8 protein-coding genes are annotated in these 16,052 nt (G+C 74.6%); all 8 read left to right on the forward strand.

Annotated features, from left to right (window positions below; genetic code table 11):
- Positions 1 to 54 precede the first annotated feature (54 nt).
- The 8 genes from ACFVHB_RS02475 to fxsT (ACFVHB_RS02510) all read left to right on the forward strand — a co-directional run bounded on the left by ACFVHB_RS02475 (position 55) and on the right by fxsT (ACFVHB_RS02510) (position 16,034).
- Positions 55 to 1,512 carry a TIR-like protein FxsC gene (locus ACFVHB_RS02475; RefSeq protein ID WP_380314382.1) on the forward strand — a complete coding sequence of 486 codons (1,458 nt, stop codon included), beginning with the start codon at positions 55 to 57 and terminating at the stop codon, positions 1,510 to 1,512.
- The gene (fxsT, locus tag ACFVHB_RS02480; protein ID WP_380314383.1) at positions 1,509 to 5,537 is read left to right on the forward strand and encodes an FxSxx-COOH system tetratricopeptide repeat protein; all 4,029 of its coding nucleotides are present in this window, start codon (positions 1,509 to 1,511) and stop codon (positions 5,535 to 5,537) included. The genes ACFVHB_RS02475 and fxsT (ACFVHB_RS02480) overlap by 4 nt, the downstream gene beginning before the upstream one ends.
- A gap of 224 nt (positions 5,538 to 5,761) precedes the next feature.
- A complete protein-coding gene (locus ACFVHB_RS02485) occupies positions 5,762 to 5,947 on the forward strand; it encodes a hypothetical protein (RefSeq protein WP_380314384.1) in 186 nt (61 codons plus the stop codon).
- 41 nt (positions 5,948 to 5,988) lie between these two features.
- Positions 5,989 to 8,418, forward strand: coding sequence for an FxsB family cyclophane-forming radical SAM/SPASM peptide maturase (locus ACFVHB_RS02490; protein ID WP_380314385.1), 2,430 nt, complete (start codon positions 5,989 to 5,991; stop codon positions 8,416 to 8,418).
- 212 nt (positions 8,419 to 8,630) lie between these two features.
- Positions 8,631 to 9,479, forward strand: coding sequence for an aminoglycoside N(3)-acetyltransferase (locus ACFVHB_RS02495; RefSeq protein WP_380314386.1), 849 nt, complete (start codon positions 8,631 to 8,633; stop codon positions 9,477 to 9,479).
- A 238-nt stretch (positions 9,480 to 9,717) separates the two neighbouring features.
- Positions 9,718 to 10,527 (forward strand): aminoglycoside N(3)-acetyltransferase, encoded by an 810-nt coding sequence (locus tag ACFVHB_RS02500; RefSeq protein ID WP_380314387.1) that lies wholly within the window; start codon positions 9,718 to 9,720, stop codon positions 10,525 to 10,527.
- 147 nt (positions 10,528 to 10,674) lie between these two features.
- Positions 10,675 to 12,045 (forward strand): TIR-like protein FxsC, encoded by a 1,371-nt coding sequence (locus ACFVHB_RS02505; RefSeq protein ID WP_380314388.1) that lies wholly within the window; start codon positions 10,675 to 10,677, stop codon positions 12,043 to 12,045.
- Positions 12,042 to 16,034 carry an FxSxx-COOH system tetratricopeptide repeat protein gene (gene fxsT / locus ACFVHB_RS02510; RefSeq protein WP_380314389.1) on the forward strand — a complete coding sequence of 1,331 codons (3,993 nt, stop codon included), beginning with the start codon at positions 12,042 to 12,044 and terminating at the stop codon, positions 16,032 to 16,034. Before ACFVHB_RS02505 ends, fxsT (ACFVHB_RS02510) begins: the two co-directional genes overlap by 4 nt.
- Positions 16,035 to 16,052: the final 18 nt, after the last annotated feature.

Raw genomic sequence — 16,052 nt, forward strand, 5'->3', positions numbered from 1 at the left:
CCAACTCCCCGTTATCGTAAGCCGAGTTCGCGAACCGGCCCGGGGGGTGCTGTAGTGCGGCCGTACTTCTTCTTCAGCTATGCCCGGCGGGACCACGAGGCCGGCGGGGCCTTCGTCGACCAGTTCTTCAGCGACCTCCGGGACGAGCTGGCCCGGATCGAACCCGCGGCCGGCCCGGGCGAACTCGCCTACCGGGACACCGAACGGCTGCGCGTCGGCGACGACTGGGAGCAGCAGCTCTCCCGGATGGTCGCGGTCAGCCGCACCATGGTGGCGCTCTACTCCCCGGCCTACTTCGCCAGCCTCTACTGCGGCAAGGAGTGGACGGCCTTCCACGGGCGGATGCGCCGGCACCAGAAGCTGACCGGCGAGGCGGTGCCGGCCCTGATCCCGGTGCTCTGGGAGCCGCCGCCGGACGACCTGCCGGCCGAGGTGCTGCGGATCCAGTACATCCAGCACGACCTGGGCGTCTCGTACGCCACCGGCGGGCTGCGGGACCTGCTGCGGGCCGATCCGCACGGGCCCGACTACCGGCGGGTGGTCCGGGCGATCGCCGAGCGGGTGCGGGAGGCGGCCGTGCAGCCGGTGGCCGAGCTGGCCCAGCTGGACCTGGGCCGGGTGGAGGGGTGCTTCCCGGTCCCCGCGACCGTGCCGCCGCCGGGCCGCAGCGGGATGGTCCGGATCTTCGTCGCGGCCGGCCGCGCTCCCGCCCGCCGCCCCGCGGCCGCCCCCGCGCCGGCACCGCCGCGGCCACGGGACCGGGACGGCAACGGCGGCGGCGACCAGGCCGGAAACCAGGCCGGAAACCAGGTCGGCAACCAGGCCGGCGACCAAGCCGGAAACCAGGCCGGCGGCCAGGACCAGGACCGCTACCGGGGCGGCTGGTACGGGCACCGGCCGTGGGACTGGGCGCCCTACCACCCGCCGCGGCTTCCCTCGCTGGTGGTGCAGGCCCAGCAGGCGATCACCCGCGCCGGGCACAGCACCACGCTGGACGAGGTCGGCCCGGGGCTGGCCGCCCGCCTGGACCGCGCCCGGGAGGACAACCAGGTCAGCGTGCTGCTGGTGGACCCGTGGGCGGCCGGTGCGGAGCCTTACCGGGAGGCGCTCCAAGAATTCGACGACCAGAACCACCCGGTGACCGCGGTGCTGGTGCCGGCCGGCACCGACGACCCGCCCCCGGGACCGGCGCACAGCCGGCTCTGGGGCCGGGTGCGCGAGGTGTTCCCTCGCAACTGGCTGAACCGCAGTGGGCCCGAGCCGCTCTTTCGGGTGCGCGTTTCGCGGGAACGCTTCGAACGAGAACTCCTCAGCACCGTGTCCGTAGCGCAGAACAGGCTGTTAGACGAGGCGGACGAGGACGATCCGCTCGCGGTCAGGGCGGCCTTCGGCCTGGGCGCCCCGAGCACCCCGGCCATGCCCGGCCTGACCATTCCCGCCTGGCCGCCTGCCGCGCCGCCGGGCCCGCCCCCGGCACCCCCGGAACCCCGCGAAGGAGACACCGAACGATGACCGCCGACCAGGTCGCCCTGGCGGGCAGCGAGTCCAGCGAGTCCGCCGCCGAGTCGACACCCGGGACCGGATCGGTCGTCACGTTCTACTCCTACAAGGGCGGCACCGGCCGCACCATGGCGCTGGCCAACGTCGGCTGGATCCTGGCCAGTCAGGGGCTGCGCGTCCTGGTGGTGGACTGGGACCTGGAGGCGCCCGGCCTCCACCGGTACTACCACCCGCTGCTGATCGACCCCGAACTCCACACCACCGACGGCCTGATCGACCTGCTGCGGGCCTACGTCGAGCAGGCCCTGCCCCGCCCCGGGGACGCGGCCGGCGCGGAGCCCCGGCAGTGGCTCGCCGAGCCCGGCCGGCTCGACCGCTACCTGTGCGGCCTCGCGCTCGACCTGCCGGCCGGCGGCCGCCTCGACCTGATGCCGGCCGGCCGCCAGAACGCCGCCTACTCGGCCGCCGTCACCAGCTTCAACTGGCGCAGCTTCTACACCCGCGGCGACATCCGGGGCGCCGAGTTCCTGTACGCGCTGCGCGAGCGCTGGACCGACTCCTACGACTACGTGCTGATCGACAGCCGGACCGGGGTCAGCGACACCTCCGGCATCTGCACCGTGCTGATGCCCGACACCGTGGTGGACTGCTTCACCCTCGGCGCCCAGAGCATCCGCGGCGGGGTCGACGCGGCCCGCGCCATCGTGGACGCCGACGAGCGCGACATCCGGGTGCTGCCCGTCCCGATGCGGGTCGAAGAGGCCGAGCGGGCGGGACTGGCGGCCGGGCGCGACCTCGCCCACGACGCCTTCGCCCCCTACCTGGACCGCTGGCTGGGCGTCGAGCGCCGGGCCGAGTACTGGCGGGACGTCGAGGTGCCGTACAAGCCCTTCTACGCATACGAAGAGGTTCCGGCGACCGTGGTGGACCGGCCGCGGCAGGACCGCAGCCTGCTCGGCGCGTTCGAACGGCTGGCCGCCTGGCTCACCGACGGCCGGGTCCGCGAGCTGCGGCCCGTCCCGGACCGGGCCCGCCGCCGGCTCTACGCGGCCTACCTGCGCACCGGCCGCACGCAGTCCCGCCAGGTGTACCTCAGCTACGCGCCCGAGGACCGGATCTGGGCCGAGTGGGCGGCCGCCGTGCTCACCGGCCTCGGCTACCTCACCTCGCTGCACAGTGCCGCGGCCCCGCTGGAGGACGGGCCGCCGGAGCACGCCCCGCTGCCGGAGGCCGACAGCCCGCTGGACGGCGACGGCCGGGTGCTGGTGCTGATCTCCAAGGCGTACGCGGCGCTGCCGCGCGGCCGGGAGATCTGGCGCCGGCTCACCTCGCCCGAGGAGGAGGGCGGTTCGGGGGGCCTGCTGGCGCTCTCGGCGGAGCGGGACGGCGCGCTGCCCGAGCCGTTCACCGGGCAGCAGGTGCTCAGGCTGGCCGGCGCCACGGCCGGCGCGGCCGAGACCCGGCTGTTCGAACTGCTCGGCCCGCCGCCGGGCGCCGGCCGCTGGCTGGAGGCCGAGGAGGAGACCGACCCGCCGCCCGCCCGCTTCCCGGCCCGCCGACCGGAGACCGCGAACCCGCCGCCGCGCCTGGCCACCTTCACCGGCCGCGCCCGGCTGCTGGAGCGCCTGCGGGACGGCTTCACCCTCGGCCCGGGCGAGCCGGTGCAGGTGCTGTACGGCATGGGCGGGGTCGGCAAGTCGCAGACCGCCGTGGAGTACGCCCACCGGTTCGCCCCCGCGTACGAGGTGGTCTGGTGGGTGCCGGCCGAGGACCCGGCCGGCGTCCCGCAACGGCTCGCCGAGCTCGCCCCCGGGCTGGGCCTGGAGAACGGCCACGACGCGGCCCGCACCGCCCGGGCGGTACTGGAGGCGCTCGCCGCCGGCCGCCCGTACCAGCGCTGGCTGCTGGTCTTCGACAACGCCGAGGCCCCGGAGCAGCTCGCCCCCTGGCTGCCGGACGGCTCGGCGCACGGGCACGTCCTGGTCACCTCGCGGGACCGGCGCTGGGCCGGGCACCGCGGCCGGACCGAGGTCGACGTCTTCGACCGGGCGGAGAGCATCGCGCTCGTCCGCCGGTTCAACGCGGGGGTCGCGGCCGCGGACGCCGCGCGGATCGCCGAGCTCCTGGGCGACCTGCCGCTCGCCGTCGGCCAGGCCGCCGCCTGGCTGCACGAGACGCCGATGCCGGCCGGCACCTACGCCGACCTGCTGGACGAGGCGCTCACCGACATCCTCGACCGGTCCGTCCGGGCCGACGCCGAGTACTCGACCGTCGCCGCGGCCACCTGGCGGATCGCCGGTTCGGACCTGCGCCGGATCAACGCCCCGGCGGCCCGGTTGCTGGAGGTCTGCGGCTTCCTCGGGCCGGACGCCATCCCGATCCGGCTGCTCTACAGCGCGCCCGTGATGGAGGCCATCGGGCTGTCCCCGGACTCCGCCGACGGGCCGTTCGCGATCAGCGGCCTGCTGCGCGCCGTGGGCCAGTTCAACCTGGCCCGGTACGACCTGACGGGCGGCACGCTGAGCGTGCACCGGATCACCCAGGCGCTGCTGCGCGAGCAGGTCGCCGGGGCCGACCGCGAGCGGCTGCGCGCCGCCGTGCACGACGCCCTCGCGCTCGCCGACCCGGGCGACCCGGACGTCCCGGCGAACTGGCCCCGGTACGCCGAGCTGCTGCCCCACCTGGGGCCGTCCGGCGCCGCGGAGTCGGCCGACCCGGCCGTGCGGCAGTGGATCGTCCGCTCGGTCCGCTACCTCTGGCAGCGCGGCCTGAACGATGCCGGCCGGGACCTCGCCGAGCGGGTGCTCGACGGCTGGGGCGGGGCCGGAACGGGCGACGTCCCCACCCTCCTGCTGCGGGTCGAGCTCGCCAACATCCAGCGGCTCCAGGGCCTCGTGCAGGAGGCCTACGAGACCGACCGGGACGTGTTGGACCGGCTCACCGCCGTGCTCGGACCGGACCACCTGCACACCATCGCCGTCGCGAACGGCCTGGGCGGCGACCTGCGCCACCTCGGCCGCTACCGGGAGGCCCGCGAGCTGGACCGGAAGACCCTGGCCGCCGCCCAGCGGGTGCTCGGCTCCGACCACCCGCGCACCCTGATGAGCGGCAACAACCTGGCCGTGACGGCCATGCTCTGCGGCGACTTCGACGAGGCGATCCGCCGCCACCGGGAGGTCCACGAGCGCCAGCACGAGCTGCTCGGCGCCGACAACCCGTACACGCTCGCCTCGGCCACCAACCTCGCCCACGACCTGGGCGCGGCCGGACGGCTGCAGGAGGCGCTGGACCTGCTGCAGGACGCCGTGAGCCGCTGGTCGGGGGAGGTCGGCGCCGACCACCACGGCCTGCTCCGGGCCCGCCGCCACCTCGGCGTCGCGCTGCGCCGGCTCGGCCGGACGGCGGAGGCGCTCGACAACGACGAGGACGTCCACCGCCGGATGCTGGACCGGTACGGCACCGACCACCCGGGCACCGCGGCCGCGGCCGGCAACCTGGCCGGCTCGCTCGCCGCGGCCGGGGCCACCGCGCGGGCCCTGCCCCACGCCGAGGAGGCCCACCGGTACTACCGCACCCACCTCGGCGACCGGCACCCCGGCACCGCCGCGGCCGCCGCCAACCTGGCCGTGCTGCTGCGCCGGTCCGGCCGGACGGAGGAGGCCCGGCGGCTGTCCGCCGAGGCCCTGGAGGGCCTGCGCGAAGCCCTCGGCGGGCAGCACCCGTACGTCGGGACCGCGATGCTCAACCACGCCAACGCGCTGCACGCGGCCGGGGAGCCGGCGGCGGCGCTGGCCCTGGAGGAGGAGGCCGTCCCGTTGCTCACCGAGCTGCTCGGCGCGGCGCACCCGGCCGCGCTGGCGGCGGCGTCCAACCTCGCGATCGGCCTGGCGGCCGCCGGCGACCGCGACCGCGCCGCCCGGCTGGCGGCGGACGCCCTCGCGGCGGCCCGAGAGGCGCTCGGCGAGGACCACCCGATCACCGTGGCGGTCCGCGAGGGGGTGCGACTGGACGGCGACATCGAGCCGCCGCCCGTATGACGGGACCGGCCCCGGGGCGCTGACCGTGTGGCGTGCGACGCTCCGATGCGACCGCCGAGTGGGTGAACTTTCCACGTGACACCGCAGCACGGCGGGGTGCGGGGCACGGAGGTGCACGGAACAGTACGGCGCTGCTGTCGCGCGGGCACTACATTGGTCCGCGAGGCCGGGCTATATACCCGGCGTCTGCTCTCTCTAACCCCCATCGTGGAAGAGAATCGAACATGACACCCGCACTGGACACCAGGCCCACCAGCGAACTGACGGACCCTCAGGACGACGCGGACCGGCCGACCCTGGCCGACCTCGCCGCACTCGGGGCGGACGAGCTGGCGGCGCGGCTGCGACGCGCACTCCCCGGCTCCGATTCCGGACTGGTGCCGGTCGCGGCCTTCAACTCCTCCATCTGACCAGCCGATCCTCCATCGGCTCCGGCTGAAACCGGCTGACCATGACGCGATCCCTGCTCCCGTTCACGCAGTTCGTGGTGAAGGTGCACAGCCGGTGCGATCTCGCCTGTGACCACTGCTACGTTTACGAGCACGCCGACACCAGCTGGCGTGCCCGGCCCAAGGTCATCGGCGACGAGGTCCTGGCCAAGGCCGCCGAACGGATCGGCGCGCACGCGGCCGAACACGGCCTCGCCGTCGTCCGGGTCGTCCTGCACGGGGGCGAACCCCTGCTGGCCGGCCCGGACCGACTGCGCCGCGCCGCCGGGGAGTTCCGGGCCGCCCTCCCGCCCGGCTGCGCGCTCGACCTGCGGATCCACACCAACGGGGTGCTGCTGAGCCCCGCCTTCTGCGAGCTCTTCGACCGCGAGGGCATCAAGGTCGGCGTCTCGCTGGACGGCGACCGCGCGGCCAACGACCGGCACCGGCGCTTCGCCGACGGCCGCAGCAGCCACCCGCAGGTGCTCCGGGCGGTGGGCCTGCTCCGCCGGCCCGAGTACCGGCACCTCTACGCCGGCCTGCTCTGCACCATCGACGTCGAGAACGACCCGGTCGCCGTCCACGACGCGCTGGCCGAACTCGAGCCCCCGGCCGTCGACTTCCTGCTCCCGCACGCCACCTGGGACCAGCCGCCGAAACGCCCGGCCGGCCTCGGGTCGACCCCGTACGCCGACTGGCTGCTGGCCGTCTACGACCGCTGGGAGGAGGCCGGCCGGCCGTTCGCCGTCCGCACCTTCGAGTCGGTGCACCGCACCCGGCACGGGCTCTCCAGCCTGACCGAGTCGCTCGGCCTGGAGCCCGCCGCCCTGGTGGTGCTGGAGACCGACGGCAGCTTCGAACAGGCCGACAGCCTGAAGACCGCCTACGACGGCGCGCCCGCCACCGGCCTCGACGTCTTCACGCACAGCCTCGACGAGGTCGCCCGCCACCCCGGCATGGCCGCGCGCCAGCTCGGGCTGGACGGCCTCGGCGCCACCTGCCGCGCCTGCCCCGTCGTCCGCTCCTGCGGCGGCGGCCTGTACGCCCACCGCTACCGGAGCGAGGGTGGTGGCGGAAGTTTCGACAATCCCTCCGTCTTCTGCGGGGATCTCATGACACTCATCAACGGCATCGCCGACCGGGGCGAACCACTCCCGGGGCCCGGCGTACCCACCCAGGCCGGCGAGCGGGTCGTGCCGGCCGGACTCACCGACCGGCAGCTGGACGAGCTGGCCCGCGGCCACGGCGGCACCGACACCGTCCGGGCCCTGGTCCGCTCCCAACTCGCGCTCACCCGGGCCATGCTGGCCGCCGTCCGGAGCACCTCCGGGCTGCGGAGCTCGGCCGCCTGGGACCTGCTCGCCGAGCTCGACTCCGCCGCGCCGGCCGCGGTGGACGCGGTGCTCGGCCACCCGTACGCCCGGGCCTGGGCGGCCCGGCGGCTCGCCGGGGACCCGGCCGCCGGACTCGGCCCGCTGGCCGAGCTGGCCGCCGCCGCGGCCGTCCGGGCCGGGCGGGGCGACCAGGTGGCCGTCCCGGTCCGGGCCGGGGCCCTGCACCTGCCGACACTGGGCCGGTTCGTCGTGGGCGCCGCCGCCGGCGAGGCGCTGGTCACCGGCGGCGCCGGCGCCGGCTTCACCGTCCGCACCCCCGACGGGGAGACGGTGACGGTCGCCGGCGGTCCCGCCGACCCGCGCTGGCAGCCGGTCCGGCGGATCCGGCCGGCCGGGGGCTGGACGCTCGCGCTGGAGGACACCGACCCGCAGCGCGACAGCCACCAGTGGCCGGTCGCCGACCGGCTCGACGACGCCGAACTGATGGCCTGGTCCGGCGGGTTGCGCGAGGCCGCGGAGCTGCTCGACCGCGACCTGCCCGCCTACGCCCAGGGCCTGCGGGCCGGCCTCACCACCGTCACCCCGCTGCGCGCGGGCCCGCCCGGACGGGACGTCAGCGCGGCGGCCCGACAGGCCTTCGGGGCGGTCGGGATCGCCCGCCCGGCCACCGCGCCGATCCTGGCGCTGCTGCTCGCCCACGAGTTCCAGCACGTCAAGCTGGGCGCGGTGCTGGACCTGATGGACCTCTACGACCAGACCGACACCACGCTGTACGACGCGCCCTGGCGGCCCGACCCCCGCCCGATCGAGGGACTGCTGCAGGGCACCTACGCGCACCTCGCGGTGACCGCCTTCTGGGGCACCCGGACGGCGATCTACGACGGCCTGCCCGGCGTGGCCGCCGAGCACGCCAGGGCGCAGTTCGCGCTCTGGCGCCGCTACACCGCCGAGGCGGTCGAACGGCTGGCCGGCTCGGGTTCGCTGACCGCGGCCGGGCTGCGCTTCGCGGACGGCATGCGGGAGACGGTCTCCCCCTGGCTGGCCGTGCCGCTGCCGAGAGCGGCCGAGCAGGCCGCCCGGGAGGCGCGGGAGGCCCGCCGGCCCGCCACCGCCGGCTGAGCGGGCGTCACCGGGGCCGCCCCGGCGACGCCCAACCCCCCGAGGTCACCGACCGGTGACAACTGGCCCAACACGAGCGGCGATCGCCGGTCGTCGATGCCGCCCGGCGCGCCCGCTGCGGAGGTACTCTCGCACTCATCCCCCAACCGGCTCCGGAGCCCCCTCCGAGCCCATCACCCTCGGGAACCGCCATTCCTCACGAACCGCGTCCCGTGCCGTCCCCGCGGGACATATCGCACAAAGTTCTGACACGAGCGCAGCTCGCCGGACAGCTGACCGAACTCGGTGTGCGGCCGGGTGACGTCCTTCTCGTCCAGGCCTCGCTCCGGGCCCTCGGCCCGGTGGCCGGGGACGGCGCCGTCGTCGACGCGCTGCTGGACGCGCTCGGCGGCCCCGAGGAGGGCACCCTGGTCGCCTACACCGCCACCCCGGAGAACTCGGACACCTCCCGGCTGGTGCGGACCATGACCGCGACGTGGACGCCCGAGCAGGTGGCCGCGTGGCGGGCGGGCATGCCACCGTTCGACCCGGCCGAGACGCCCTCCTCACCGACCATGGGCCGGCTCTCCGAGCTGGTCCGCACCCACCCCGGCGCGGTGCGCAGCACCCACCCCCAGTCCTCCTTCGCGGCCATCGGAGCCCGCGCCAAGGAGATCACCGAACTCCACCCGCTGGAGTGCCACCTCGGCACCGACTCCCCGCTCGGGCGGATGTACGAGATCGACGCCCGGGTGCTGAGCATCGGCGTCGAGCCCGCCAAGTTCACCGCCTTCCACCTGGCAGACCTGCGGATGCCCGACATCCCCGTCCGTCACTACGGCTGCGTCGTCAAGGACGGCGGTCGCAGCCAGTGGGTCCGCTTCGACGGCCCGCTGCTCGACGACCTGCACTTCCAGGTCCTCGGCGAGGAGGTGCTGCGCCGCGCCACCGGCGTGGTGACCGGCCGCGTCGGCGGCGCCTCCTGCCGACTGGTCCCGATGCGCGAGGCGGTCGACCTGGCCGTCGGCATCCTGCACGAGCGTCCCGAGCTGCGCCCCGGCGCCCCCCAGCTCGGCGACTGACCCGGGCGGCCCGCAGCGCCGCGGGCCGCGCACCACCACCCGGCCGGTCCCCCCCGGCCCTCCCGCCGCACGGTCCGCCGCCGCACCGTGTCCGCTCCGTCCTGCCGTCCGTTGGTAGCACCAGTATCAGTAGTTGGAGCCGTTCGCCGGCACGAGCCGCCCGTTGCCGGCGACCGCTCATCGATGTCGTTCCGTTCCCCGGACACCCTCGCCGGGGGTTGCCACCCAAGGAACTGTCATGCCCACTTCCGATTACTTCGAACGATCCGGACTCCGCGAGGAACTCGCCGCTCTCGGGGTCCGGCCGGGCCGGGTCCTGCTGGTCCAGGCCGCGCTGCGCAGCCTCGGGCCGGTGCGGGGCGGGGCCGCCACCGTGGTCGACGCGCTGCTGGACGCCCTGAACGCGCCCTACCAGGGCACCCTGGTCGCGTACACCGCCACCCCGGCGAACTCCGCCACCTCGCGCGAGGCCGCCGCGGCGACCCGCGGGTACTCACCGGCGGAGGTCGAGGCCTTCCGGGCCGGCATGCCCGCGTTCGACCCGGCCACCACCCCCTCCTCGGTGAGCATGGGGGTGATGTCCGAGATCATCCGCAAACACCCGGGGGCGGTGCGGAGTTCCCACCCGCAGACCTCCTTCGCCGCGATCGGCCGGCTGGCCCGGTGGATCACCGACGATCACCCCCTCGACTGCCACCTGGGGGAACGCTCCGCGCTCGGCCGGCTCTACGAGCTCGACGCCAAGGTGCTGATGATCGGCGTGCCGATGGCCCGCTTCACCGCCTTCCACCTGGCGGACCTGCGGATGCCCGACGTGACGGTCCGCGAGTACCGGTGCCGGGTGCGGGAGGGCTGGATAGCCTTCAAGGCACCGGACCTGGACGACCTGCACTTCGCCGACCTGGGCGAGAAGGTCCTGGAGCGGGTCACCGGTGCGACCGAGGGGCTGGTCGGCGGTGCGTTCTGCCGGCTGATCCCGATCCGCGAGGCGGTCGACCTGGCCGAGCGGATCCTGCGGGAGGAGCGCGGTCTCGGCCCCGCCGCGTAGGGGCCGTACGGGGGCGGTCGTTTCGGTCATGTCAATTCGTGCGGGTCGTTGTGCTATTCCATTGGAGCCTCAGTCGTTCCTACACTGAAGCCCCGCACACGGGGACTCGCGGGAATGAGGTTGCCGGCGGGCCAGGGGGAGGCGCGTGTGAACGACCATGGCTGGGACGAGGACGCCTCCCGGCCGTACTTCTTCCTCAGTTACGCCCACACCCCGAAGGCCGGTGCCCGCGGTGCCGGTGATCCGAACCACTGGGTGCGGCAGCTGTACCGCGACCTCTGCGAGGCGGTGCTGCAGCTCACCACCGTGCCCGCGGGGGTGCCGGTCGGGTTCATGGACGAGTCCATGCACCAGGGGGAGTTGTGGGCCGAGCGGCTCTCCGAGGAGCTGGCCACCTGCCGGGTCTTCGTGCCGCTGTACTCGCCGCGGTACTTCAACAGCCTGCCGTGCGGCCAGGAGTGGCACTCCTTCACCCGCCGCCCGGTGTACCCGGCCAACCTCGACTCCGTGCAGACCAGCGGCATCGTCCCGGTGCTCTGGGCGCCGATGAGCCGCTACCGGCTGCCCCGGGTCGCCAGCGAACTCCAGTTCAACCACGCCAGTTTCGGCCCCGAGTACGCCACCGAGGGCCTCTACGCGCTGATGAAGCTGAGCTACTTCCGCGCCGCCTACGAGCTCGCCGTGTACCGGCTGGCCCGGCGGATCGTCGAGGTGGCCGAGGAGACGGTGATCCCGGTCGGGCGCCGGCTGGACTTCAACGCCCAGCCCAGCGCGTTCAACGTCGCCGCGCCGACCAGGCAGCTGCGGATCTCGGTGCTCGCCCACCGCCGGGACGAGGTGCCGCCGGAGCGCAACCCCGACTACTACGGCGTCAAGCGCACCGACTGGCACCCGTACCGACCGGCCGCCGCCCGCCCGCTGGCCGAGCACGCGGTCCGGATCGCCCGGCAGCTGGGGTTCCAGGCCACCGTGCACGAGTTCGACGGCGAGGCCGAGGCGATCATCGCGGGCGGCGAACCCACCGCGCCCGGCCTGCTGCTGCTGGACCGCTGGGTCCTCAAGGACGAGCGGTGGCGCGAACTGGTCCGCCGCTTCGACGCCTCGGACTGCACCTGGGTCAGCGTCCTGGAGCCGTGGAGCCTGGACGACCCGGAGTGCGCCGACCAGCACCGCGAGATGAGCGACCTCAGTGACCGGACCCTGCGGTTCACCCATCGCGCCGTCCGGCCGAGCTTCCTCGGCGCCACCGGCGGCCGGCCCGGCCTCGGCACCCTGGACGAGTTCGACGACGCCCTGCCCCGCGCCGCCATGAAGGCCAAGTACGCCTTCGAGGGCCGGACCAGGACCGAACCGGAGGAACCGCCGCCGCCCCGCCCCAACCTGCGGGACGCCTTCCGGCACGGACTCGGCCGGGACGGGCCGGGCAGCGACCCCTTCGCCGCCGAAGACGACCACCCAGCACGCGACTCAGGCGCCCGCCCGGACGACGGGACGCCCACCGGGGGAGGAACCACATGAGTGAGAACCGCACCAGGAACCTCCGGATCGGGGGCTTGAGCGCGGCCGAACTCGCGGCCCAGCGGGAGGCGGAGCAGGACCGGCAGGGCCGGATCATCACCTTCTACTCGTACAAGGGCGGCACCGGGCGCACCATGGCGCTCGCCAACACCGCCTGGATCCTGGCGGCCAACGGCTTCCGCGTGCTCACCGTGGACTGGGACCTGGAGGCGCCGGGCCTGGCCAAGTTCTTCCACCCGTTCCTCGACCCGGCGGTGCTGGCCGGCACCACCGGCATGATGGATCTGATCGCCGAGTACCGGGAGGAGGCACTCCGGCCGGTCGACCACGCCGAGGGCTGGCACCTCGACTTCGCCCGGGTGCATCCGCACGCGCTCTCGCTCTCCTGGCCGATGTTCCCCGCCGGCGGCAGCCTGGACTTCCTCTCCGCCGGCCAGTTCAACCGGGACTACTCCGAGGCCGTCACCCACCTCGACTGGGACATCTTCTACGACCGCTTCGACGGCGGGCAGTTCTTCGACGCGCTGCGCGCCGACATGAGCAAGCGCTACGACTACGTGCTGATCGACTCCCGGACCGGCCTCTCCGACATCGCCGAGATCTGCACCGTGCAGATGCCCGACGACCTGGTGGTCTGCTTCACCCTCAGCGACCAGTCGATCGACGGCGCCTCCCGGATCGCCCAGCACATCCACGAGCGCTACCGCGAGCGCGGCATCCGCATCCTGCCGGTGCCGATGCGCATCGACGAGGGCGAGAAGGAGAAGGCCGACGCCGGCCGGGCGCTCGCCCGGGTCCGCTTCGACGGCCTGCCGGCCGGCCTGGGGGCCGAGGAACTCGCCCACTACTGGGGCTCGGTGGAGATCCCGTACCGGCCCTTCTACGCCTACGAGGAGATCCTCGCCACCTTCGGCGACCAGGGCGGCACCCAGACCTCGATGCTGGCCGCCTGCGAACGGCTGACCGGCGTCATCACCGAGGGCCGGGTCACCGCGCTGCCGCCGGTGGACGAGGAGGTCCGGCTGCGGTACGTGGACGCCTTCACCCGGCGCCGCCCGTCCGTGCCCGCCGACCTCTACCTCTCCTACGTGCCCGAGGACCGGATGTGGGCGGACTGGATCGAGTCCGTCCTGACCCGGGCCGGATTCCGGGTGCTGCCCCGGGACCTCTCCGCCGGCTCGGACCCGCGGCAGGAGACCGAGCGCGGCATCGACGCCGCGTACCGGACCGTCGCGGTGCTCTCGCCCGCCTACCAGCGCTCCCCGCAGGCCCGCGCGCTGTGGGAGTCCGTGGTCAGCTCCGACCCGTCGGGCACCCGCCGCCAGCTCGTCCCGGTCCGGGTCGGGGACGTCCGGCTCACCGCGCCGTTCAGCAACCGCAACCCGGTCGACCTGGTCGGCCGGGACGAGGTGCAGTCCGTGCAGACGCTGCTGCGCGCGCTCGGCCGCGGTGACGTGCCGCTCGCCGAGACCACCGGCACCGGCCCGCGCTTCCCCGGCAGCAAGCCCGCCGTGTGGGACGTGCCGCCGCGCAACCCGTCCTTCACCGGCCGCGCCGCCGTGCTGGAGCAGCTGCGCAACCAGCTGCGCGGCGGCATGGCCGCCGTGCTGCCCACCCCGCAGACGCTGTACGGGCTCGGCGGCGTCGGCAAGACCCAGGTCGCGCTGGAGTACGCGCACCGCTTCATGTCCGACTACGACCTGGTGTGGTGGATCGACGCCGAGCAGACCGAGCTGGTCGCCCCGGCGCTGGCCGACCTGGCCCGCCGGCTGGGCCTGCGGGTCGGCGACTCGGTCACCGAGGCCGCCGAGGCCGCCCGCGAGGCGCTGCGCCGCGGTGTGCCCACCTCGCGCTGGCTGCTGATCTTCGACAACGCCGACGAGCCCGCCGAGATCCGCCGGTTCTTCCCCGGCGGCTCCGGCCACATCCTGGTCACCTCCCGCAACCAGGCCTGGTCCGGGCACGCCGAGGCGCTGGAGGTCGACGTCTTCACCCGCGGCGAGAGCGTCGAGCACCTGTGCCGGCGCGCCCGCGGCCTCTCCCGCCCCGACGCCGACCGGGTCGCCGAGGCGGTCGGCGACCTGCCGCTGGCCGTCGAGGTCGCCGCCGCCTGGCTGGACACCACCGGCACCCCGGTCGACACCTACGTCTCCCAGCTCCAGGCCGAGGCCGCCCGCGCCCTGGCCGGCGCCCGCCCGGCCGACTACCCCACCCCGGTCGGCGCGACCTGGAACGTCTCGATCGCCCGGCTGCGCACGCAGTCCCCGGCGGCGGTGCGACTGCTCCAGCTCTGCGCGTTCTTCGCGCCCGAGCCGATCTCGATGAACCTCTTCTACAGCGACCAGATGATCCGCGCGCTGGTCCAGTACGACGCCGACCTCAGCGACAAGTTCATGCTGGGCAAGGTGATCCAGGCGATCGGCCGGTACGCGCTGGCGAAGGTCGACGCCGGCACCAACAGCTTCCAGGTCCACCGGCTGGTCCAGGCGGTGATCCGGGCCGAGATGACCGAGGACGAGCAGGAGATCGCCATCCACGAGGTGCACCGCATCCTCACCGGCGCCCGGCCCGTCCTCGGCGACACCGACGACCCCGCCAACTGGCCCGCCTTCGACGAGATCTGGCCGCACCTCTCGCCGTCCAAGGCGCACAACTGCGACGAGGCCGACACCCGGCAGCTGCTCATCGACCGCGTCCGCTACCTGTGGAAGCGCGGCGAGCTGGACCGCGCCCGCGACCTCGGCCACGCCCTCGACGACGAGTGGACCAGGAAGCTCGGCGAGGACGACCGGCAGACCCTGCTGCTGCGCTTCCAGCTCGCCAACGTGCTGCGCTCGCAGGGCAACTACGCCGAGGCGCTGGCCCTGGACGAGGCGACCCTGGAGCGCCAGCGCGCCCTGCTCGGCGAGCACCACCCGTACACCCTGATGACCGCGGGCTCGCTCGGCGCCGACCGGCGGGCGCTGGGCCGGTTCCAGGCCGCGCTCGAACTGGACCGCGAGATCCTCGACCAGTTCCGCGAGCTGTTCGGCGACGACCACCCGCGCACCCTGGCCATGGCGAACAACCTGGCGATCGACTACCGGCTGGTCGGCGAGAGCGAGGCGGCCCGCGAACTCGACCAGGAGACCCTGGACCGGCGCACCGCCGTGCTCGGCGCGCGCCACCCCTACACCCTCAACACCAAGTCCGCGCTCGCCCGTGACCTGCGGGAACTCGGCGACTACCGGGGCTCGGTGGAGCTGCTGCGGGAGGTCACCAACGACCTCGGCGACGTGCTCGACCCGGACCTGCCGGAGAACCTGCGCAACGCCAAGTCGCTGGCCGTCTCGCTGCGCCGCACCGGCCAGCTCGCCGAGGCCCGCCGGATCACCAAGGAGACCTACGAGCGCTACCTGGAGCGGTACGGCGCCGACGCGCCCGACGCGCTGGCCTGCGCGCTCAACCTGGCCGCCGACCACAGCGCCTCCGGCGACAAGGAGGCCGCCCGCGACCTCTGCGCCACCGTCTACGAGGGCCACCGGCGGCTGTTCGGCGACGAGCACCCGTTCACCCTGGCCTGCGCCAACAACCTCGGCATCTACCTGCGCGGCAGCGGCGACATCCAGGGCGCGATCGAACGCGGGGTGGCCACCGTCGAGGGCCTCACCCGGTCGGTCGGCCCGGACCACCCGTACACCCTCAACGCGATGATCAACCTGGCCAACGCCTACGGCGAGGACGGCCGGATCGCCCTCGCCGAGGAGCTCGGCCGCACCGCCTACGCGGGCCTGTGCGACCGCTACACGCCCCGGCACCCGGACGCCGTGGCCTGCGAGGCCAACCTGGCCGTCACGCTGCGGGCGGCGGGCCGGCACACCCAGGCGGCCGAGCTGCGGGCCAAGGCGATCGCCGAGCTGATCCGGCAGTTCGGCGAGGAGCACCCCAACACCGTCTCGGCCCGCGGCTGGAAGCGGATCAACCGCGACCTGGAGCCGCAGCCGGTCTGACCGGGGCCCGGGGGTACG

Source organism: Kitasatospora sp. NPDC127111 (assembly GCF_042677465.1).
Classification (GTDB): Bacteria; Actinomycetota; Actinomycetes; order Streptomycetales; family Streptomycetaceae; genus Kitasatospora.